General features: G+C 72.1%; 16 protein-coding genes. 12 read left to right on the top strand and 4 right to left on the bottom strand.

Annotation, left to right across the window (positions count from 1 at the left end; genetic code table 11):
- Positions 1-13 precede the first annotated feature (13 nt).
- The 3 genes from ACYBSK_RS21430 to ACYBSK_RS21420 form a co-directional block, all read right to left on the bottom strand.
- A complete protein-coding gene (locus tag ACYBSK_RS21430) occupies positions 14-2,374 on the bottom strand; it encodes a DHA2 family efflux MFS transporter permease subunit (RefSeq protein WP_460242915.1) in 2,361 nt (786 codons plus the stop codon).
- 39 nt (positions 2,375-2,413) lie between these two features.
- Positions 2,414-3,013: a TetR/AcrR family transcriptional regulator gene (locus ACYBSK_RS21425; protein ID WP_457478798.1), complete on the bottom strand. Its 600-nt coding sequence runs from the start codon at positions 3,011-3,013 to the stop codon at positions 2,414-2,416.
- 78 nt (positions 3,014-3,091) lie between these two features.
- On the bottom strand, positions 3,092-4,045 hold the full coding sequence (locus tag ACYBSK_RS21420) for an EamA family transporter (RefSeq protein ID WP_460242914.1): 954 nt from the start codon (positions 4,043-4,045) through the stop codon (positions 3,092-3,094).
- Between the two features lie 94 nt (positions 4,046-4,139).
- Between ACYBSK_RS21420 and ACYBSK_RS21415 the strand changes: the two genes are divergently transcribed.
- From ACYBSK_RS21415 to ACYBSK_RS21380, 8 genes are all read left to right on the top strand, one after another.
- Positions 4,140-5,042: a LysR family transcriptional regulator gene (locus ACYBSK_RS21415; protein WP_460242913.1), complete on the top strand. Its 903-nt coding sequence runs from the start codon at positions 4,140-4,142 to the stop codon at positions 5,040-5,042.
- Positions 5,043-5,238: 196 nt separating this feature from the next.
- Positions 5,239-6,165, top strand: coding sequence for a 5-dehydro-4-deoxyglucarate dehydratase (kdgD, locus tag ACYBSK_RS21410; RefSeq protein WP_457478795.1), 927 nt, complete (start codon positions 5,239-5,241; stop codon positions 6,163-6,165).
- A 108-nt stretch (positions 6,166-6,273) separates the two neighbouring features.
- Positions 6,274-7,623 carry a glucarate dehydratase gene (gudD, locus tag ACYBSK_RS21405; protein WP_460242912.1) on the top strand — a complete coding sequence of 450 codons (1,350 nt, stop codon included), beginning with the start codon at positions 6,274-6,276 and terminating at the stop codon, positions 7,621-7,623.
- 126 nt (positions 7,624-7,749) lie between these two features.
- Positions 7,750-9,072 (top strand): gluconate:H+ symporter, encoded by a 1,323-nt coding sequence (locus tag ACYBSK_RS21400; protein ID WP_457478793.1) that lies wholly within the window; start codon positions 7,750-7,752, stop codon positions 9,070-9,072.
- 179 nt (positions 9,073-9,251) lie between these two features.
- Positions 9,252-10,625, top strand: coding sequence for a sodium/glutamate symporter (locus ACYBSK_RS21395; RefSeq protein ID WP_460242911.1), 1,374 nt, complete (start codon positions 9,252-9,254; stop codon positions 10,623-10,625).
- A gap of 146 nt (positions 10,626-10,771) precedes the next feature.
- Positions 10,772-12,226, top strand: a complete 1,455-nt coding sequence (locus tag ACYBSK_RS21390; protein WP_460242910.1) for an Nramp family divalent metal transporter — start codon at positions 10,772-10,774, stop codon at positions 12,224-12,226.
- Between the two features lie 31 nt (positions 12,227-12,257).
- Entirely contained in the window at positions 12,258-13,991 is a 1,734-nt protein-coding gene (locus ACYBSK_RS21385) for an IlvD/Edd family dehydratase (protein WP_460242909.1), read from the top strand.
- A gap of 25 nt (positions 13,992-14,016) precedes the next feature.
- Positions 14,017-14,916: an LLM class F420-dependent oxidoreductase gene (locus ACYBSK_RS21380; RefSeq protein WP_460242908.1), complete on the top strand. Its 900-nt coding sequence runs from the start codon at positions 14,017-14,019 to the stop codon at positions 14,914-14,916.
- A 131-nt stretch (positions 14,917-15,047) separates the two neighbouring features.
- Here the strand turns inward: ACYBSK_RS21380 and ACYBSK_RS21375 are convergent, their stop codons facing one another.
- Positions 15,048-15,983 (bottom strand): fumarylacetoacetate hydrolase family protein, encoded by a 936-nt coding sequence (locus ACYBSK_RS21375; protein ID WP_460242907.1) that lies wholly within the window; start codon positions 15,981-15,983, stop codon positions 15,048-15,050.
- A gap of 87 nt (positions 15,984-16,070) precedes the next feature.
- Here ACYBSK_RS21375 and ACYBSK_RS21370 point away from each other — a divergent pair, with 87 nt between their 5' ends.
- The 4 genes from ACYBSK_RS21370 (at position 16,071) to ACYBSK_RS21355 (ending at position 20,929) form a co-directional block, all read left to right on the top strand.
- Positions 16,071-17,552 (top strand): FGGY-family carbohydrate kinase, encoded by a 1,482-nt coding sequence (locus ACYBSK_RS21370; protein ID WP_460242906.1) that lies wholly within the window; start codon positions 16,071-16,073, stop codon positions 17,550-17,552.
- Positions 17,553-17,707: 155 nt separating this feature from the next.
- Positions 17,708-18,355 carry a class I SAM-dependent DNA methyltransferase gene (locus tag ACYBSK_RS21365; RefSeq protein ID WP_460242905.1) on the top strand — a complete coding sequence of 216 codons (648 nt, stop codon included), beginning with the start codon at positions 17,708-17,710 and terminating at the stop codon, positions 18,353-18,355.
- Positions 18,356-18,538: 183 nt separating this feature from the next.
- Entirely contained in the window at positions 18,539-19,660 is a 1,122-nt protein-coding gene (locus ACYBSK_RS21360) for an FAD-dependent oxidoreductase (protein WP_460242904.1), read from the top strand.
- Positions 19,661-19,753: 93 nt separating this feature from the next.
- The gene (locus ACYBSK_RS21355; RefSeq protein WP_460242903.1) at positions 19,754-20,929 is read left to right on the top strand and encodes a TetR/AcrR family transcriptional regulator; all 1,176 of its coding nucleotides are present in this window, start codon (positions 19,754-19,756) and stop codon (positions 20,927-20,929) included.
- Positions 20,930-20,960: the final 31 nt, after the last annotated feature.

Below are 20,960 nucleotides of genomic sequence, written 5' to 3'. Positions count from 1 at the left end.
GCCGGAAAGAGCGTCAGTCGCCGTGGCTCAGGGACACGTCGAGGTCGCTCGGGTCACCGGCGCCGGCCACGGTGACCGCCTTCGACGCCGGCGGGTAGCCGCTGGCGATGACGGTGTACGAGGCGCCGGCCAGGCCGGCGAACGCGTAGGCGCCGTCGGAACCGGTGGTGTGGACCGCGACCACGTTGCCCGCCTGGTCGAGGAGGGTGACGCGGGCGTCGTTCACCGGGGTGCCGTCGGAGCCCCGCACCGTGCCGGTCAGCATCGCCGCGGAACGCAGCACGGCGTCCTGGCGGGTGGCCGTGCCACCGGCGACCTGGGCCAGACCCGCGTACGGCTGGAAGCCCTCCGCGCTGGCGGTGAATGTGTAGGCGCCGGGCGTCAGTTGCGGCAGCGAGTAGCCGCCGTCCGTGTCGGTGAGCGCCGAGCCCACGGTCTCGCCGCGCTCGTCCGTGGTGATGACGAGCGCGCCCGCGACCGGGGCCTGGTCGGCCTCGGCCCGCACGGTGCCGTAGAGGCCGCCGTCGCCGCTGAGGACCAGGTCGAAGGAGACCGGGCCGTCCGCGCGCAGCGCCAGCGTGGCGACGCGCGGGTCCCGGCCGGGCGCCGAGCCGACGAGGACGTAGCCCTCGCCCTCGGCGGACGGCGCCGACACCGCGTACGTGCCGTCGACGGCGGCGGCGCCGCGGCCGATCTGCGCTCCGGCGCGGTCGATCAGGGTGACGACGGCGCCGGACAGGGGCGCGCCCTGTCCGTCGAGGATCCGGCCCCGGACGCCGGGCCCCTCCACCGCGGACGCGGTGACGGGAGCGGTGACGGCCGTGGTCGCGGGAGCCGCCTCGGCGGTCGCCCCGGCCTCGGACGCCTCGGTGACCTTCGCCTGCGGCTGCGCGTGCGGACGGCCCGCGCGGTACAGCAGGAGCGAGACGACCAGACCGGCGACGAAGAACCCGGCGGCCCACCAGTACGCGGTCGCGTAGCTGTGCACGGCGGCCTCGGCCTGGCTGGCCTTGGAGACACCGTGGTCGGCGATGTAGTTCGAGGCGGCCGTCGCGGCCATGGTGCTGAACAGCGCCGTACCGATCGAACCACCGACCTGCTGCATGGTGTTCACGGTCGCCGCGGCGACACCCTGGTCCTTCGGGTCGACCCCGAGGGTGGCCAGGCTCATCGCGGGCGGCATCACGAGACCGATACCGACACCGATCATGATCAGCGGCGGCAGCACGTGCGCGGCGTAGGTGCTGTTCACGTCGAGCGCCGTGAGCCAGGCCAGACCGCCCGCGGTGAGACCCATGCCGACCGGGACGACCGGCTTGGGGCCGAGCTTCGGGATGAACCACATGGTGGCGAGCTGCGCCGTCACCATCAGCGACAGGATCATCGGCAGGAACGCGACGCCCGTCTCCATGGGGCTCTTGCCGAGGATCGTCTGGAGGTAGTACGTCAGGAACAGGAAGATCCCGAACATGCCGGCGCCGGTGATGAACACGCTCACGTAGGACGCGGCACGGTTGCGGTCGGCCAGGACGCGCAGCGGCAGCAGCGGGTGCTTCGCCCGCGTCTGCCACACGATGAACAGCGCGAGCAGGACGACGCCCGCGGCGAGGAACACCCAGCACATCCAGTTGCCCCAGCTGTGCGTCTCGGCGTTGGAGAAGCCGAAGACGACGCTGAAGAGACCGGCCGCGACCAGCAGGGTGCCCAGCAGGTCGAGCTTGGGGCGCGCGGTGGGCGCGGGCTTACGGATGAAGACGAGCGCGCCGACCACCGCGAACGCGGCGATGACCAGGTTGACGTAGAGCGTCCAGCGCCAGTCGAGGTGCTCGGTGAGGAAGCCGCCGAGCAGCATGCCGATGGCACCACCGGAACCGGCGATCGCACCGAAGATGCCGAAGGCGCGAGCGCGCTCCTTGGGTTCGGTGAAGGTCGTCGTGAGCAGCGCCATCGCGGTCGGCGCGAGGATCGCGCCGAACACACCTTGCAGGGCGCGGCCCGCGACGAGCATCGAGAAGCCGGTGGCGGCACCGGCGAGGGCGGACGAGCCCGCGAACCCTATGAGGCCGATGAGCAGCGTCGCCTTGCGTCCGAAGAGGTCGGACAGCTTGCCGCCGAGCAGCAGCAGGCTGCCGAAGGCGAGGGAGTAGGCGGTGACGACCCACTGGCGGCCGTCGTCGGAGAAGCCGAGGTCCGCCTGGGCGGACGGCAGGGCGATGTTCACGATGGTGGCGTCGAGCACCACCATCAGCTGGGCGAGGCCGATCACGGCCAGCACCCACCAGCGGTGCGGCACGTGGTGCGCGGCCGGGGCGCCCGGCGGCTGTGCGGCGGAGGCCGCGGCCGGACGCTCGCGCGCGTCGAGCGGGGAGGGCATTGCGTGGTCCTTCGAGGTGTGTGGGGGGCCGGACGTCGGTCAGGCGTTCAGCAGCAGAGGGAGGACGACGGTGTCCACATAACGCTGGAGGTAGTCGGTGTCGGCCGCCCGCCGCTCGAGGAGCGGGCGGGAGAAGACGGAGCCGACGAACATGTGCGGAAGGAAGTCGCAGGCGGGCGCGGTCCGATCGATCTCGCCGCGGTCCGCGGCGCGCGACAGCATCGCCTCGAACAGGTCGAGCTCGGGCTGGACGAGCGCCTCGTGCACGGCGTCCGCGAGCTCCGCGTCCTTACGGATGGCCAGCGAGATGCCCCGTACGAGGTCGATGTCCTTGTGCGCCTCGCCGACCCGCCGCGCGAGGGCGTGCAGGTCGTCCCGCAACGACCCGGTGTCCAGGTCGTCGAGGGAGAAGGGCCGCAGTTCGCGCAGGGCCTCGGACACCAGCCGGGGCTTGCTGCCCCACTGCCGGTAGAGCGTGGCCTTGCTGCACCGCGACTGCGCGGCGACGGCGTCGAGCGTCATCGTCTCGTAGCCGACGTCGCGAACGAGGTCGAGGGTGCGGCTGTACAGCTCGCGCTCCCGCTCGGGGGTGAGGCGGGTGCGCCGCTTTCTGCGCGTGAGGGGTTCGGGCAGCCCCATGGATTCCTTGCCTGACGGTGGTACGCGGATCCGCTCGTGGTGTCGTGCGGATAAGCGAACCGAAACGGTTTCGTACCGCTAAAAGGTACGCCCTTCACTCATCGAAACGCAAACGTTTCGCTCGGGCGGGGCCTGCTCCGGGACCGGGCGGGCGCCCGCGCGGGTGGCACCGATCCCGGCGGCCACCACGAAGGCCACGCCGATCGCGGGCGCCAGTCCGGGGGTCTGGCCCAGCACCAGCAGGCCGGCGAGGAGCGCGATGGCCGGCTCCAGGCTCATCAGCGTGCCGAACGCGGAGGTCGTCAGGCGGCGCAGCGCCAGGAACTCCAGGGCGAACGGCAGAACGGCGCTCAGGGCCGCCAGGCCCAGCATGGCCGCGAGCAGCCCCCAGGTGACGTGCGCCAGATCGGAGGGCGCCGCCACCAGCAGGCCGATGACACCGGCGACGGGCATGGACACGGCCAGCCCGCCGAGCCCCGTCACCGAGTCACCCACCCGCTGCGTCAGCAGGATGTACGCCGCCCAGCACGCCGCGGCGGTCAGGGCGAAACCCGCGCCGAGCAGGTCGATGCCCCCGTGCCAGGGCTCGGTCAGCGCCACGACACCGACGGCGGCCAGGACGGTCCAGCGGACGCGGCCGCGACCCGGCCCGCACAGGGACACCGCCAGCGGGCCGAGGAATTCCAGCGCGCTCGCCGTGCCGAGCGGCAGCCGTGTCACGGCGAGCATGAAGAACACCATCATTCCCGCGCTGACGGCGCCGAGCGCGACGCACGCCCGCAGGTCCCGCCCGGTGAAGTCGCGCAGCCGCGGCCGCACCAGAAGCAGCAGAAGCACCCCGGCCCATGCCAGCCGCAGCCCCGTCGTGCCCAGCGCGCCGAGCCGGTCGACCAGCGGGACCGACAGCGCGAGACCGAGCTGCACGGTCGACATCGAGGCCACCGCCATCAGGGCTCCGGTGGCGGACGCGGGCAGACGGCTCAGGTGCGCGAAGGGCGGGCGCGGGCCCGTGCGCTGGTTCGGCAGGCTCATGGACCCGAGTAGACGTCCCACGGACCGTTCGTGTCCACGTGCCGATCATCAACGATCCGTTCATGAAACCTGGACGATGACCGACAATGGGCGGATGGAGACACGACGACTGCGGATGCTGCTCGAACTGTCCCGGCTGGGATCCATGCGCGCGGTGGCCGACATGCTGGGCACCACCACCTCGACGGTCTCCCAGCAGATCACCGCCCTCGCCGACGACATGGGCACCGCCCTGACCGAACCGCACGGACGGCGGGTCCGGCTGACCCCCGCGGGCCGCCGCCTCGCCGAGCACGCGGTCACGATCCTGTCCGCCGTCGAGACGGCACGCCACGACCTCGCGCCCGGCAGCGAGCCGAACGGCACCCTGCGCATCGCGGGCTTCGCCACCGCCATCCGCCACCTGCTGCCCCTCGTCACCGACCTCGCCGCGAGCCACCCCCGCCTCCGCGTCCTGGTCCGCGAGCACGAACCCGCCGAGGCGCTCCAGCTGCTGGCCGAGGACGCGACGGACCTCGCCCTGACCTACGACTACAACCTGGCGCCCGCCCCCGCCGACCCCGTGGTGCACACCACCGCCCTGTGGACCGCGCGCTGGGGCCTCGGCGTCCCCGCGCACGCCGGCCGCCACGAGGGGACGACGCTGGAGGTGTTCGCCGGGCTCGCCGGAGCGGACTGGATCGTCAACTCCCGCAACACGGCCGACGAGACGGTCATCCGCACCCTCGCCTCCATGGCGGGCTTCACCCCGCGGATCACCCACCAGGCCGACAGCCTCGACCTCGTCCAGGGCATGATCACCGCCGGGCTCGGCGTGGGCCTGCTGCCCGTCGGCACGGACACCCTCCCCGGCGTGCGCCTCGCGCAGCTCGACGGCCCCCACGTCGAGCTGCGCGCCTACGCCGTCGCCCGGCACGGCCGCCTGGACTGGCCCGCCCTGGCCCTCGTCACCGACCGCCTCGTCCAGAGGTCCGCGACCCGCCCCCGAAGCCGGTAGCGCCGCGACCCCTAGCAGATTCCGACCCCGGCATACCCCGGTCATGCTCAACGAGCATCGCAAGATGCGAAATCGGTGTTGGACGTGCATCAGCGGCAGCTCATAGCGTCACGCCAGACCAGTGACGCGGGCCACGCGGGAGACGGCCCGCCTCCGGTCCGTCTGTTGCACACCTCAGTTCGGGAGCACCACCGCTATGACCGCCTACACCCCTGCCGACCTCGGTCGACGGCTCGGCTCGGGCCTGCTGTCCTTCCCCGTGACACACTTCCGCGGCGAGGACGACGGCTACTCCTTCGACGAGGAGTCCTACCGGGAGCACATCACCCGGCTCGGCGCGTACGAAGTCGCCGGACTGTTCGCGGCCGGCGGCACCGGCGAGTTCTTCTCGCTGACCGTCCCCGAGGTCGAGCGCATCGTCGCCGTCGCCGCGGACGCCGCCCCCGAGGGCACCCCGATCCTCGCCCCGGTCGGCTACGGCACCGCCACCGCCGTCGAGATGGCCAGGGCCGCCGAGCGCGCGGGCGCCGACGGCATCCTGCTCTTCCCGCCCTACCTCACCGAGGCGCCGCAGGACGGACTCGCCGCACACGTCGAGGCGGTGTGCCGCGCGACGAACCTCGGTGTCATCGTCTACAGCCGCGCCAACGCCGTGTACGGCGCCGACGCCGTGGCCCGGATCGCGGAGTCCTGCCCCAACCTCATCGGCTTCAAGGACGGCGTCGGCGACATCGATGCCATGACCCGCCTCTACGCGAAGCTCGGCGACCGCCTCACCTACATCGGCGGACTGCCGACCGCCGAGACCTTCGCCCTGCCGTACCTCGAACTCGGTGTCTCCACCTACTCCTCGGCCATCTTCAACTTCGTCCCCGAGTTCGCGCTCTCCTTCTACGCGGACGTCCGCGCCCGCCGCCACGACGAAGTGCTGCGCAAGCTCGCCGAGTTCGTCCTGCCGTACACCGAGATCCGCAACCGCAAGAACGGCTACGCCGTCAGCATCGTCAAGGCCGGCCTCACCGCCACCGGCCACCACGCGGGCCCGGTCCGGCCGCCCCTCACCGATCTCCAGCCGGCCGAACTCGACGCGCTCACCGCACTGATCAAAGGCATCACCCTCTGAAGCGCTGAGCCGTCCCGCCCCCAGGTGTTTCGCGCACGACCCCTCATGTTCCGCCCTCCCGTAGGCCCCTGAGCCGCCTGCGAGCCGCACGTGAAAGGCCCAACGTCCATGAGCACCAAGGCCGTTCCCCCCACCCCGACCCCCGTCGTCGCCTCGATGCGGGTCGTCCCGGTCGCAGGCCAGGACAGCATGCTGCTGAACCTGAGCGGCGCCCACGCCCCGTACTTCACCCGCAACCTGGTGATCCTGACCGACTCCGACGGCCGTACGGGCGTGGGCGAGGTGCCCGGCGGCGAGGGCATCCGCCGCACCCTCGACGAGGCCGTCGATCTCGTCGTTGGGCAGCCGGTCGGCGACCCGCAGGCCGTGCTGCGCGCGATACGCGAACGGTTCGGCGACCGGGACTCCGGCGGGCGCGGCGCGCAGACCTTCGACCTGCGGATCACCGTGCACGCGGTCACCGCCGTCGAGGCGGCGCTGCTCGACCTCCTCGGCCAGTACCTGAACGTGCCGGTCGCCGCGCTGCTGGGGGAGGGCGTCCAGCGCACCTCCGTCCCCGTCCTCGGCTACCTCTTCTACGTCGGTGACCGCCGCCGCACCGACCTCGCGTACCGCGACGAGTCCGACGCCAAGGACGCCTGGGAGCGGCTGCGCAACGAGGAGGCCCTCACCCCCGAGGCGGTCGTCGCGCTCGCCGAGGCGGCCCAGGAGCGGTACGGGTTCCAGGACTTCAAGCTCAAGGGCGGCGTCCTCGACGGCCGCGCCGAGGCCGAGGCCGTCACCGCGCTCGCCGAACGGTTCCCCGAGGCCCGCATCACCCTCGACCCCAACGGCGGCTGGCTGCTCGACGACGCCATCGAGATCGGCCGCTCGCTGCGGGACGTCCTCGCGTACGCCGAGGACCCGTGCGGCGCCGAGGGCGGCTACTCGGGCCGTGAGGTGATGGCCGAGTTCCGGCGCGCCACCGGTCTGCGGACCGCCACGAACATGATCGCCACGGACTGGCGGCAGATGGGCCACGCGATCAAGGCCGACGCCGTCGACATCCCGCTCGCCGACCCGCACTTCTGGACCATGAACGGTTCGGTGCGCGTCGCGCAGCTCTGCGACGCCTGGGGCCTGACCTGGGGCTCGCACTCCAACAACCACTTCGACGTGTCGCTCGCCATGTTCACCCACGTCGCGGCCGCCGCGCCCGGTGACATCACCGCCATCGACACGCACTGGATCTGGCAGGACGGCCAGCGGCTGACCCATGAGCCGCTGCCCATCGAGGGCGGCGCCATCGCGCTGCCCGAGCGCCCCGGCCTGGGCGTCGAGCTGGACATGGAGCAGGTCGAGGCCGCCCACCAGCTCTATCTTTCCCTCGGCCTCGGCGGCCGGGACGACGCCGCCGGCATGCAGTACCTCGTGCCCGGCTGGACCTTCGACGCCAAGCGCCCCGCGCTGGTGCGCTGACCCCCTCTTCACCCCTTTTTCGACCGCCGTTGCGGCGTCGTGTCCCGCTCGGACGACGCCGCACCGAGCCCTCGCATGCCCTGACAACCGAACGTGCACCTCCGTCACTTCGAAGGAGAAGTGATCATGCCAATGCTCGTCGTGGCGCTCAGTGTTGTGGCGCTGTTGTTCCTGATGACCAAGGTGAAGCTCAACGGCTTCATCGCCCTGCTCCTCGTCGCGGTCGTCGTCGCGATGGTCCAGGGGATCAGCCTGCCGGAGATCTCCGACGTCCTGGAAACCGGTATCGGCGACCAGCTCTCCGGCACGCTGCCGGTGATCGGACTCGGCGCGATGGTCGGCCGGGTGATGGGCGACGCCGGCGCCGCCCAGCGCATCGCCACCAAACTGACCAAGGCCTTCGGTGACCGCTGGGTGCAGGTGGCGATGGTCGTCACCGCGATGCTCATCGGCGTCACCATGTTCTACGAGGTCGCCTTCGTCATCATCGTCCCGGTGGCCTTCACCCTGGTCCGCGTCACCCGGCAGAACCTGCTGTGGATCGGCCTGCCGATGTCCATCGCGCTGTCCACGATGCACAGCTTCCTGCCGCCGCACCCCGGCCCCACCGCCGTCGCCGAGATGTTCGACGCCTCCGTCGGCAAGACCCTCTTCGTCGGCCTGTTCATCGCCGTCCCGGCCGGCGCCCTGATCGCCCTCGCCTGGCCCCGGCTGCCGTTCGTGCGCCGGATGAACCCGTCGATCCCCAAGGGCCTGGTCACCGAGCGCGTCTTCGACGAGGACGAGATGCCCGCCCTCGGCTGGTCGCTCGCGGTCGCGCTGCTCCCCGTCGTCCTCATCGCGGGCGCCGCCATCGCCGAGATGACCCTCGACGACCACGCGCCCGGCATGGGTGTCATCAAGTTCATCGGTTCCCCCGAGTTCGCGCTGCTCCTGACCCTGCTGCTCGCCATGTACGTGTTCGGCCCGCGCATCGGCCGCTCGCTGAAGGACCTGGCGACCTCCTGCGGGGACGCCGCCAAGTCCATGGCCATGATCATGCTGGTGATCGCGGCCGGCGGCGCGTACAAGAACGTCCTCGTCGAGGGCGGCATCTCGGACTACATCAAGGACACCACCGAGCACTGGTCGATCTCCCCGCTGATCCTCGCCTGGCTGATCGCGGCGATCCTGCGCATCGCCCTCGGCTCGGCCACCGTCGCCGTCTCCACGGCGGCGGGCATCGTGGCCCCGATGGTGGCGGGCAGCGGGACGTCCGCCGAGCTGATGGTCCTCGCGGTCTCCTGCGGCTCCATCGCGTTCTCGCACGTCAACGACCCGGGCTTCTGGATGTTCAAGGAGTACTTCAACCTGTCGGTCCTCGACGCGATCAAGGCCCGGACGACCTATACGACGGTGCTGGCGGTGCTGGGCCTCGGCGGGGTGCTCGCGCTGAACGCCGTGATGTAGCGCGGAGGTTGACAGCTGCGGGCGGTGCCACGGGAGGTCGGGGGCACCGCCCGCCGGCGTTCCGGGGCTGCGGTGGCACCCCGCACGGGTTTCCCTTTGCTGTTTCTTTACTGATAGAAAACTCCGGATCACCCGCACGTCCCGCACTGACAGAGGTGCCTGCCCCACCCGGAGTCTCTGTGTCCTACTCACCGTGGTCGCTGCTCAGCGACGCCGGTCTCATAGCCGCGCTGCTGCTCGTCGGTACGCTGCTGCGGGCCCGCGTCCGGCTGTTCCAGCGGCTGATGCTGCCGTCCAGCGTCATGGCCGGTTTCCTCGGGCTCGCGCTCGGTCCCGAAGGGGTGGGCCTGCTGCCGTTCTCCGATCAGCTCGGCACGTACGCGTCCGTACTGATCGTCGTCGTCTTCGCCTGCCTCGCCCTCACCGACGGCCTCGGCCTGAAGGGCTTCGGCAAGGCGGCCGGCTCCTTCGGCTCGTACGGGGTCGCCGCCTACGCCCTCCAGGTGGGCCTCGGCGTCGTCCTCGGCCTGGTGCTGCTCCAGCCGGTGTGGGACGTGCCCGACGCGTTCGGGGCGCTGCTCTTCGCGGGCTGGGCCGGCGGCTTCGGCACGGCCGCCGCGCTCGGCACCGCCTTCGAGGCGAACGGCTGGGAGGGCGCCAGCTCGCTCGGCTTCACCTCGGCCACCGTCGGCATGCTCGTCGGTGTCGTCGGCGGCATCATCCTGTGCAACTGGGGCGCGCGGCGCGGCCACACCAGCAGCGTCGGCCGCTTCGAGACGCTCCCCGAGGAGCTGCGCACCGGCCTCGTGCGCGACGAGGAGGAGCGCCACCCGACCGGCCGGGCCACCACCTCGCCCGCCTCGATCGAGCCGCTCGGTTTCCAGGTCGCCGTCGTCGCCGCGCTCGCCGCCGCCGCGTACGGGGTCTCCGAGTGGATCACCGGGATGTTCCCCTCGCTGATGCTCCCGGTCTTCGCGCTCGCCTTCATCCTCGGCCTGGTCCTGCGCGCCGTCGTCGCCCGCACCAAGGCCTGGGACTACGTCGACGGGGACTCGCTGAAGTCGCTCTCGGGCACCGCCACCGACGTGCTCATCACCTGCGGCATCGCCGCGATCGTGCCCAGCTTCGTCGCCGACTACTGGCTGCCGCTGGCGCTCATGTTCGTCCTCGGGCTCGCGCTCGTCCTCTTCCTGTTCCTCTTCGTCGCGCCCCGCCTCTTCGAGGGCAACTGGTTCGAGAAGGCCCTCGTGACCTGGGGCTGGACGACCGGCGCGGCCGCCACGGCGATCGCCCTGCTGCGCATGGTCGACCCGAAGCTCAAGAGCGGCACGCTGGAGGAGTTCGGCGTCGCCTACATCCCCGTCGCCCCCATCGAGACCGCGACCGTGACCTTCGTACCGGTCCTGCTGTCGGCCGGAGCCGCCTGGGCGATCGGCGGCGCGTGGGCGGCGGTCGGCGTGCTCGCGCTCGTCCTGCCGTGGCTCGCCGGATGGGCGCCGCGCCGCGCAACGAAGGAGTCGGCCGCGCCGGTGAAGGAGAGCGCCGGACTCTGACACCGCGCACCCTCCGCGACGCCCCGGGCCACCCGCCCGGGGCGTTCTCGTGCGCACCTCTGGACGGGCGCCGGGGAATCATCCGATGATTGCTGGGCATCGCAAGCGCTCCACATCCGCCCCAACGGCCCCCGGAGACGCCCCGGATGACCGACATCGGAAGAGCCGCGAACTCCCCCTCCCCGCCGCCCGCCCCCTTCCCCCTGCGCACCAGGATCCTGCCGCCGCCCGCCGTCCGGGAACTGCCCGCGCCACCCGCGAAGACGTGGCGGATCATCGGCCCCGGCATCGTCGCCGCGGGCGTCGGGGTGTCCTCCGGCGAGTTCATCCTGTGGCCCTACATCGCCACACAGGCCGGACTGGTCTTCCTGTGGGGCGCCGTGGTGGGTGTCGTCACGCAGTGGTTCCTCAACATGGAGATCGAGCGCTACACCCTCGCCACCGGCGAGACCGCCGTGACCGGGTTCAACCGCTACTGGCGGCACTGGGGCCTGGTCATGGTCGTGTTCACGTACGCGGCCAACCTCTGGCCCGGCTGGGCCACCAGCTCGGCGACCATGCTCAGCTACGTCTTCGGCGGGAGACCCGCCTACATCGGCATCGGACTCCTCGTCCTCATCGGCCTGATCCTCACCCTGGCGCCCGTCGTCTACAACGCGCTGGAGAAGCTGCTCGGCGTCAAGATCCTCGTCATCGGCGGCTTCTTCGTCCTCGCCCTGATCCTCGCCGTCACCGCCACCACCGTGGGCGACCTGCCGACCGCCGTCACCGACGCCACGTTCCCCTCCGAGCTGGGCGTCGCCGTCCTCATGGGCGCCCTCGCCTACGCGGGCGCGGGCGGCGGGCAGAACCTGGTGCAGAGCAACTGGATCCGCGACAAGGGCTTCGGCATGGGCCACTACGTGCCCCGGCTGGTCAGCCCCGTCACCGGCAAGGAGGAGGCCGCGGGACCCGTCGTCGGCTACGTCTTCGAGCTCAACGAGACGAACATGGCCCGCTGGCGCCGCTGGTGGCGCTTCGCCAACGCCGAGCAGGCCCTCACCTTCGTGCTGGTCACCGTCGTCACCATCGTCATGTCGTCGCTCCTCGCGCACTCGACGCTCCACGGCACCGGCGGGCTGGAGAACAACGTCGCCTTCATCGAGAAGGAGGGCCAGGTCCTCCAGGACCGGGTCGGCGACTGGTTCGGCGTGTTCTTCTGGCTGGTCGGGGCGTTCTCGCTGTTCAGCGCCGCCACCGGGATCATCGACTACACCAGCCGGATGGCCGCCGACGTCCTCAAGTCCACGTATCTGCGCGGGAGCCGGACCAGCGAGTCGCGGATGTACGCGCGCCTGGTGTGGGGCGTCGTCGCGGTCGGCGCGATCGTGCTGCTCTCCGGGCTCGACCAGCCGCTCGTGCTGCTCGTCATCTCGGCCTGCGTGTCCGGGCTGATGATGTTCGTCTACTCGATCCTCCTCCTCGTCATGAACCGCACCGCCCTGCCGGGGCCCCTCAAGGTGCGCGGCTATCGGGTGGCCGCGCTGGTGTGGGCGGTGCTGCTCTTCGGTGTGCTGTCCGTGCTGACGGCCCGCCAGCAGCTCATGGACCTGTTCGGCTGAACACCCCCACACACGTACAGGAGTGGCACACATGACGGATGGTCACGCGGCCCGTCGCAGCCAGGCATGGTTCGGCGCCGCCGGACGCGGCGGCATGCTGTACCGGTCGTGGATGCGCAACCAGGGCTTCGGGCCCGAGGTGTTCGACGGCCGGCCGGTGATCGGCATCGCCGTCTCCGCCTCCGAACTCGCGCCCTGCAACGCCCACTTGACGCGCGTCGCCGAGGCGGTGAAGCGCGGCGTGTGGCAGGCGGGCGGCTTCCCGCTGGAATTCCCCACCATGGCGACCGGCGAGACCCTGATGCGGCCCACGGCCATGCTGTACCGCAACCTCATGGCCATGGAGGTCGAGGAGCTGATCCGCGCCAACCCACTGGACGGCGTGGTCCTCCTGTCGGGCTGCGACAAGACGACCCCGGCCATGCTCATGGGCGCGGCCAGCGTCGACCTGCCCGCCGTGATGGTGACCGGCGGCCCCATGCTCAACGGCAAGTTCCAGGGCCGCGACGTCGGCTCGGGCACGGCGGTGTGGCAGATGGAGGCCGAGGTCAAGGCCGGAAGGATGACCGAGGAGGAGTGCTTCTTCGCGGAGGGCTGCATGGCCCGATCCAACGGCCACTGCATGACGATGGGCACCGCCTCCACCATGGCCTGCATGGCGGAGACCCTCGGCATGCAGCTGCCGGGCTCCGCCACCTGGCCCGCCGTCGACATGCGCCGCTACGAGACCGGGCAGGCGGCCGGGCGCCGCATCGTGGACATGGTGGAGGAGGACCTGCGCCCCTCCCGCATCCTCACCCGCGAGGCCTTCGAGAACGCGATCCGCACCAACGCCGCGATCGGCGGCTCCACCAACGCCATCATCCATCTGACCGCGCTCGCCGGCCGGGTCGGCGTCCGCCTCGACACCGAGGACTTCGACCAACTGGCCCGCGACGTCCCGACGTTGCTTAACCTGATGCCCTCAGGCCGCTACCTCATGGAGGACTTCTGCTACGCGGGCGGGCTCCCGGCCGTCCACCACGAGCTGGTGCGTGCCGGACTCCTGGACGGCGAACAGCTCACCGTCACCGGACGCAGCATCGCCGAGAACGTGGCCGACGCGGAACGCGTCGGCGACGAGGTGATCACCCCAGTGGTGGCCCCGTTCCAGCCCGCGGGCACGGGCACGGCCGTCCTGCGCGGCAACCTCTGCCCCGACGGCGCGGTCATCAAGCAGTCCGCGGCCTCGCCCCACCTCCTCACGCACACCGGTGTCGCCCGCGTCTTCGACTCCCCGGAGGCCTACCACGCGGTGTGCGACGACCCGGACCTGGACGTCGACGAGAACACGGTGCTCGTCATCCGCGGCGCGGGTCCCAAGGGCTACCCCGGCATGCCCGAGGTCTCGAACGTGCCGCTGCCCACCAAGCTGCTGAAGGCGGGCGTCACCGACATCGTGCGCGTCTGCGACGGCCGCATGAGCGGCACCGGATACGGCACCGTCGTCCTGCACGTGGCACCGGAAGCGGCGGTCGGCGGCCCGCTGGCCCTCGTACGCGACGGGGACACCATCACGCTGGACGTCCCGAAACGGTCGCTGCAACTGGACGTGGGGGAGGAGGAGTTGGCGCGCCGTCGCGCGGCCTGGCGGGCGCCCGAGCCACGCCACACCAGTGGCTACGCGTGGCTGTACACGCAGCACGTCGAGGGCGCCGACCGGGGCGCGGACTTCGACTTCCTGCGCGGCTGTCGCGGCAGCGCCGTGCCGCGCGACTCGCACTGAGGCGGGTGTGGGTAGCCTCGGGGGCATGGCCAACATCAATTTCAGTTCTCGTGTCGGCGTCTGGTGGACCAGTGACCGGTGGCCGATCAACGACGTCGTCGCCCGAGCCCGTGAGATCGAGAACCTCGGCTATGCGTCGCTGTTCTACGGCGAGGCCGGAGGCAAGGAGACCTTCACGCAGGCCGCCGCCCTGCTCGGCGGCACCGAACGCCTGGTGGTCGGCACCGGCATCGCCAACATCCACGCCCGCAGCGCCCCGGCGAGCGAAGCGGGCGCCCGGACGCTCGGCGCGCTGCACCCGGGCCGGTTCGTGCTCGGCCTCGGCGTCAGCCACGCCCCGCTGGTGGAGCACAGCTACGCCGGTTCCTACAGCAAGCCGCTGGCCACCATGCGGGAGTACCTGCGGACCATGGACGCGGTCCCGGACGCGGTCGAGCCCGACGGTCAGCGCCCGGCGCGGCTCCTCGCCGCCCTGGGCCCGAAGATGATCGAGCTGTCCGGCAAGGCGGCCGACGGGGCGCACCCGTACCTGGTGACGCCGGAGCAGACCGCGTCCACCCGTGAGCAGCTGGGACCGGACAAGTGGGTGGTCAGCGAGCAGGGCGTCGCGCTCACCACGGACCGCGAGACCGGCCTGCGGCGCGCGCACCAGCATCTGCACATGTACTCGCAGCTCCCCAACTACCGCAATTCCTGGCTGCGTCAGGGCTTCGACGAGTCCGACGTGGTCGTCGGAGGCTCGGACAAGCTGGCCGAGGCCATGGTGGCCATGGGTGACGCGGAGGCGGTCGCCGCGCGCGTACAGGCGCACCTGGACGCGGGCGCCGACCAGGTCGTCGTGCAGATCCTCGGCGACGACCCCTCCGCCGACCCGCTTCCCGCCCTGCGCGAGCTCGCCCCGGCCCTCGGTCTGCCCAGCGCCTGAGCGGCGGGTCGGTCCCGGTGCGCCGTGGTCGCGAGCCGGACGAACGAGCGGGCCGACGGCTCGGTTCGCCCTCGTTCCGGGCCGCGACCACGCGGCTCGGGGGAATGTCGGTCAGGGGCGGAAGCGACACCTCAGGCGCGCCCGGCCCCGGGCCGGCGGACGGTGCGGCGGATGAGCGGGTGGTCCAACGCCTCGACCAGCCAGTCGAGTTCGGACCGGCCGAAACGCACAGGGTTGGTGAGTGTGCCCACCCCGTCGATCGCCGTCTCGACCAGGTCGCCCGCGTGCAGGGTGAAGTCGATCTCCGGCACGATACCGGTCCCGGTGGACAGGACCGCGCCGTCCGGGAACGGTTGGCACCGCCACAGGTACTCCGCCAGCTCCTCGGGCGAGCGGTGGAACGCGGCCGTCGAGACCTCTCCTTGGAAGGCGGCGGCTCCCTCACGCCACACGGTCATCGAGATCTTCAGCGCCTGCGGGGCGTCCACCTCCCACACCGGAACGATCCCGCAGGACACGGCGGCGCTGCCCGCGTAGATCTTCGCCTGCGGCAGGTACAGCGGGTTCTCGCCCTCGATGGAGCGTGAGCTGACGTCGTCCACGACCACGTAACCGGCCGTGTGTCCAGCGCTGTTGAGGACGACTCCCAGTTCCGGTTCCGGCACGTTCAGCGCGGAGTCGTCCCGTACCGCGATCGGCTCGCCGTCGGTGACCAGCCGCCACGGCAAAGCCTTGAAGAACAGCTCCGGCCGGTCGGCGTCGTAGACCCGCTCGTACACCGACTGCTCCGTGCTCTCCTCGACACGGGCCTCGCGCGAGCGCTCGTACGTGACACCGGCGGCCCACAGCTCCATCAGCCCGTCCAGGGGTGGCAGCAGCAGGACATCGGCCGGATCGGCCGGGTGCGCGGCGGTCGCCTCGACCAGTTCCCGCAGCGCGTCGACCGACAGCCGCAGCAGGTCGGCGACGCGCGGCGCTCCCTCGAAGGGCCGGACCGCGCCGGAGTCGTCGGCGATCCCTGTCCGTACGGTCCCGGTGGCGTCGGCGAAACGGACGATGCGCGTCATACGGGGTCCTTCCCTCGGGCTTCGGGCGGTGTGCGAATCCTGATGTCCCGAGTATGGGGCGCCGGTCGACGGGGAAGGGCGCCCCGTATGCCTCAATCAGCAGTCATCGGCGTGGACATCGGCACCTCCAGCAGCAAGGGCGTCCTGGTCGCCCTCGACGGCACCGTCCTGCACACGGCCGTCCGCGACCACACCGTCGACCGGCCCGCCCCCGGCCACGTGGAGATGCCGGGGCACGTGTGGTGGGACGAGTTCGTCTCCCTCGCCCGCGAGCTGACCTCGGCGCACGACACGCGGGTCGTCGCCGTCGGCGTCAGCGGCATGGGCCCCTGCGTGCTGCTCACCGACGCCGACGACACCCCGCTGCGGCCCGCGATCCTGTACGGCGTCGACACCCGCTCCGTCGCCCAGATCGCGCGCCTGGAGCGGGAGTTGGGCGCCGACGAGATCGTCCGCCGGTGCGGCTCACGGCTCACGTCGCAGGCGGCGGGCGCCAAGGTGGCGTGGGTCGCCGACGAGGAACCGGAGGTCCTCGCCCGCGCCCGCCGCCTCTACATGCCCAGTTCATGGCTGGCCCGCAGGCTCACCGGCGCCTACGTCCTCGACCACCACTCGGCCAGCCAGTGCACCCCGCTCTACGACACCCTGGCCCGCTACTGGTACCCGCCGTGGGCCGAGCGGATCGCCCCCGGCGTCGAACTCCCGCCGCTGCGCTGGTCCGGCGAGGCGGCGGGCACCGTCACCGCCGACGCGGCCCGCGCCACCGGCCTGCCCCAGGGGATCCCGGTCACCACCGGCACCGTCGACGCCTGGGCCGAGGCGCTGAGCGTCGGCGCGCACGGCGTCGGCGACCTGATGCTCATGTACGGCACCACCATGTTCCTGGTGCACACCGTGCCCGAGCTGCTGCGCGACCCCGCGCTGTGGAGCACGGTCGGCGCCCTGCCCGACACCCGCAACCTCGCGGGCGGCATGGCCACGTCCGGCGCCGTCACCGGCTGGCTGCGCGACCTGTTCGGCGACACCGACTACCCCGAACTCCTGCGTCTCGCCGAGAAGTCGGGCCCCGGCGCGAACGGCCTGCTGATGCTGCCGTACTTCGCCGGGGAGCGCACCCCCGTCGACGACCCGCGCGCCCGAGGTGTCATCGCCGGACTGACCCTCGGCCACACCCGCGGCGACCTGTACCGGGCCGCGCTGGAGGCCACCGCGTTCGGCGTGCGGCACAACATCGAGGCGCTGGAGGCGGCCGGGGGCGACATCCGCCGCGTCGTCGCCGTCGGCGGCGGCACGCAGGGGCGGCTGTGGACGCAGCTCGTCTCCGACGTCACCGGCCGGGCGCAGGAGGTCCGCACGACCTCCGTCGGAGCGTGTTACGGCGGTGCGCTGCTCGCCGCGGGACTCGTCACCGGCGGAGCCCGCATCGACGACTGGAACCCCGTCGCCGAACGGATCGCGCCCCGCCCCGGGACCACGGCCCGCTACGACGAGCTGTACGCGCTGTACCGCGACCTCTACCCGGCGTCGGCGGACGTCGTGCACGCCCTCGCCGACCGCCAGACCCGCTGAGCCGCGCCCGCCCCCCACTGGCCGTAACCCGTCGGCCGACACGCCGCGCATGTTCGATTCCGCGCTTTCCGGGTAGCGGCGTCCCCGTCGCCCCCGGCAGGGACGCTATGGGCCCTTCCGGGGGCGACGACTGTCCGACAACAAGGGAGACTTGGGTGTCAGAGAGCCAGGATCGGATCAAGCGGGCACACCACCTCGAAGGAAAACCCGACCGTCTCGACTCGTACTACGGCGACTGGGCCGCCTCGTACGACGAGGATCTGCGCATCACCGACTACCGGGGCCCGGACGAGCTCGGCGCACTGTTCGACACCATGGCGGACGACCACCCGGCGGCCATCGGAACCGGGTCCGTGGTCCTCGACGCGGGCTGCGGAACCGGTCTCGTCGGCGCCGTGCTGAAGCGGCGCGGCGTCAGCGTCATCGACGGCTTCGACCTCAGCGAAGGCATGGTGGCCGAGGCCCGCAAGACCGGCATCTACCGCGCGCTCACCGCGGGCGTGGACATGAACCGGGGCCTTAAGGAGTTCGCGGACGACACCTACGACGTCACCGTGTGCTGCGGCGTCTTCACCCTGGGGCACGTGCCTCCGACCGGGGTGCGGGGGCTGCTGCGGGTCACCAAGCCCGGCGGACTCGTCCTGATGAGCACCTTCTCGAAGTACCTCCAGGGCACCGACTTCACCGAGTACGTGCAGCGGCAGGCGGACGACGGCGCCCTCAAGGTCGTCGAGCGGCGCCGTGACGTGCCCTACACGGCCGAGGGCCCGGCCGACTACTGGGCGTTCGAAGTACTGCGCTGACGCGGTGGCCGGGCGGGGCCCGGCCGGTGGGACCGCTGTCGCCGGGCTGTAGGCGGCTGTCGGCGCCCTGTCGACGACCTGTCGTCGGCCGCGGGGAGATTGACCCGGTCGGCGCCGCACCACGGCGGCGCCGACCGCGGGCGGTACGCCCCGCGGCCACGCACGATCAGGAGGGCCCCACCCATGGCCACGCACGACAAGCACGTCACGATCATCGGCGCCGGTCTCGGCGGCCTCACCCTCGCCCGCGTCCTGCACCTCCACGGCATACCGGCCACCGTGTACGAGGCGGAGACCTCGCCGAGCGCACGCGCCCAGGGCGGACTGCTCGACATCCACGACGACAGCGGCCAACTCGCCGTCGAGGCGGCGGGTCTGACGGACGCCTTCCGCGGGCTCGTCCTGGCGGGGCACGAGGCCGTGCGGGTGCTCGCCCCGGACGGCACCCTGCTGTTCGAGAAGGACGACGACGGCACGGGCGGCCGCCCCGAGGTCTACCGCGGCGAGCTGCGGCAGATCCTCCTCGACTCCCTCCCGGCCGGCGCCGTCCGGTGGGGGCACAAGGTCACCGGCGTCCGCGCCGTCGGCGGGGGCCGCCACGAGGTGATGTTCGCGCACGGCCGCCACGTCGTCGCGGACCTGCTGGTCGGCGCGGACGGCGCCTGGTCCCGGGTCCGCCCGCTGCTCTCCCCGGCCGTGCCCGAGTACACCGGCACGTCGGTCGTCGAGACCTACCTGTACGACGCCGACCAGCGGCACCCGGCCACGGCGAAGGCGGTCGGCGCCGGAATGATGATCTCGCTCAAGCCGGGCCGGGAACTCTTCGCCCACCGCGAGCGGGGTGGCACCCTGCACGCCTACGTGAATCTCGACGAGCCGCAGGAGTGGTTCGACGCCGTCGACTTCACCGACGCAGCCAGGGCCACCGCTCGGATCGCCCACGAGTACCGGGACTGGGCGCCGGAGCTGACCGCGCTGATCGGCGAGGCCGACGGCACGCCGACCCTGCGCCGCCTGCACACACTGCCGGCCGACCACCGCTGGGACCGTGTCCCGGGGGTCACCCTGCTGGGCGACGCCGCCCACCTCGCGCCGCCGAACGGCGAGGGCGCCAACCTCGCGATGCTCGACGGCGCCGAACTCGGCAGGGTCCTGGCCGAGCACCCCGACGACACCGAGGCCGCGCTGAGCGTGTTCGAGCAGGCCATGTTCGCCCGCACCTCCCGGGCCCAGGGCGCCGACGCCGACGGCCACGACCTCCACGAGCTCTACGAGGAGCTGGCCCGTCAGCAGCAGGCGGGCTGAGCCGGACAACGCGGAAGCCCGCGGCGGGGCTTGTGATTGACTGGGCCGCATGGCCCCGTCCGCGTCCGTGTCCCCGCTCCCGTCGGCCCGTTCATGACCACGGAGCCGATGGCGGCCACCCGCCCCCGCAACCGCAGGCAGCTCATCGTCGAGGCCGCGGGCCGGCTGTTCAGTGAGCGCGGCTACCACGCGGCGTCCATGGAGGACATCGCCGCGGCCGTCGGCATCACCGCGGCGGCCCTGTACCGGCACTTCCCCAACAAGTACGCGCTGTTCTCCGAGTGCGCGCACGCCATGGTGGACGGGCTCGTCGCCCTCCTCGACGAACTGCCGCCCGAGGCGGACACGGCCGAGGTGCTCTCCGCCCTCGTCCGGATCACCGTCAAGCGGCGCGCGGAGGGCGGCGTGTACCGGTGGGAGGCCCGCTACCTCAACCGGGAGGACCGGGGACTGCTGCGCGGCAAGTTCGCGCGCGTCGTCGGCCGGGTGACGGAGTCGGTCCGCCGCGAACACCCGGCCGGTGGTGAGGAGTTGCGGGTCGTGGCGGCGCTCGGCGCGATCGGCTCCATCACGATGCACCGCACGTCCATCGCCCAACGCCGCGTCGAGGAGCTGCTGTTGACGTGCGCGCTGCGCGTCATCGCGGACGGCCCGGACAGGGCCGCACCGAACGCCGGAGGAAGCGGGCGCCCCGTCGAGCTCCCCGCGCTCCCGGTGGCGCGCTCGCGGCGCGCGGAGATCCTCGCGGCCGCCGTCCCGCTGTTCGCCCGCGACGGCTTCGCCAACGTCACGAACGGCCAGATCGCCGAGGCCGTGGGGCTCGCCCCGTCCGCGCTCTACCGGCACTACCCGGGCAAGGTCGACATCCTCGCCGCGGCCTGTCTCCAGGCGGCGGGACTGCTGGCACAGGCCGTCGACCAGAACCTGCGCGAGGTCACCGACCCGCACGAGGCGGTGGCGGCGCTCGCCGCCACGTACGTCGCGTACAGCTTCGAGCACACCGAGCTCACGAGCGTCGCCGAGGCCGAGTTCGTGGGCCTGCCGGCCGAGTTGCAGCGCCCGCTGGTGCTGGCGCAGCGCGAGCACATCGCCGTATGGGAACAGCAGTTGAGGCTGGCCCGCCCCGAGCTGGACCCGCGGCAGGCGCGTGTCCTCGTGCACGCCGGGTTCGGTGTCGTCGTCGAGGCCGGGCGGAGCATGCGGTGGCGGGACGGCGCCGAGCAGCGCGCCACCGTGGCCGGTCTGGTGGTGACGGCGCTGGGGCTCTGAGCGGTGAGCCCCAGCGCCTTCTCACCGTGGT

This window comes from Streptomyces sp. BYX5S, assembly GCF_054724165.1.
This window is presented reverse-complemented; position numbering and strand designations above follow the sequence as displayed.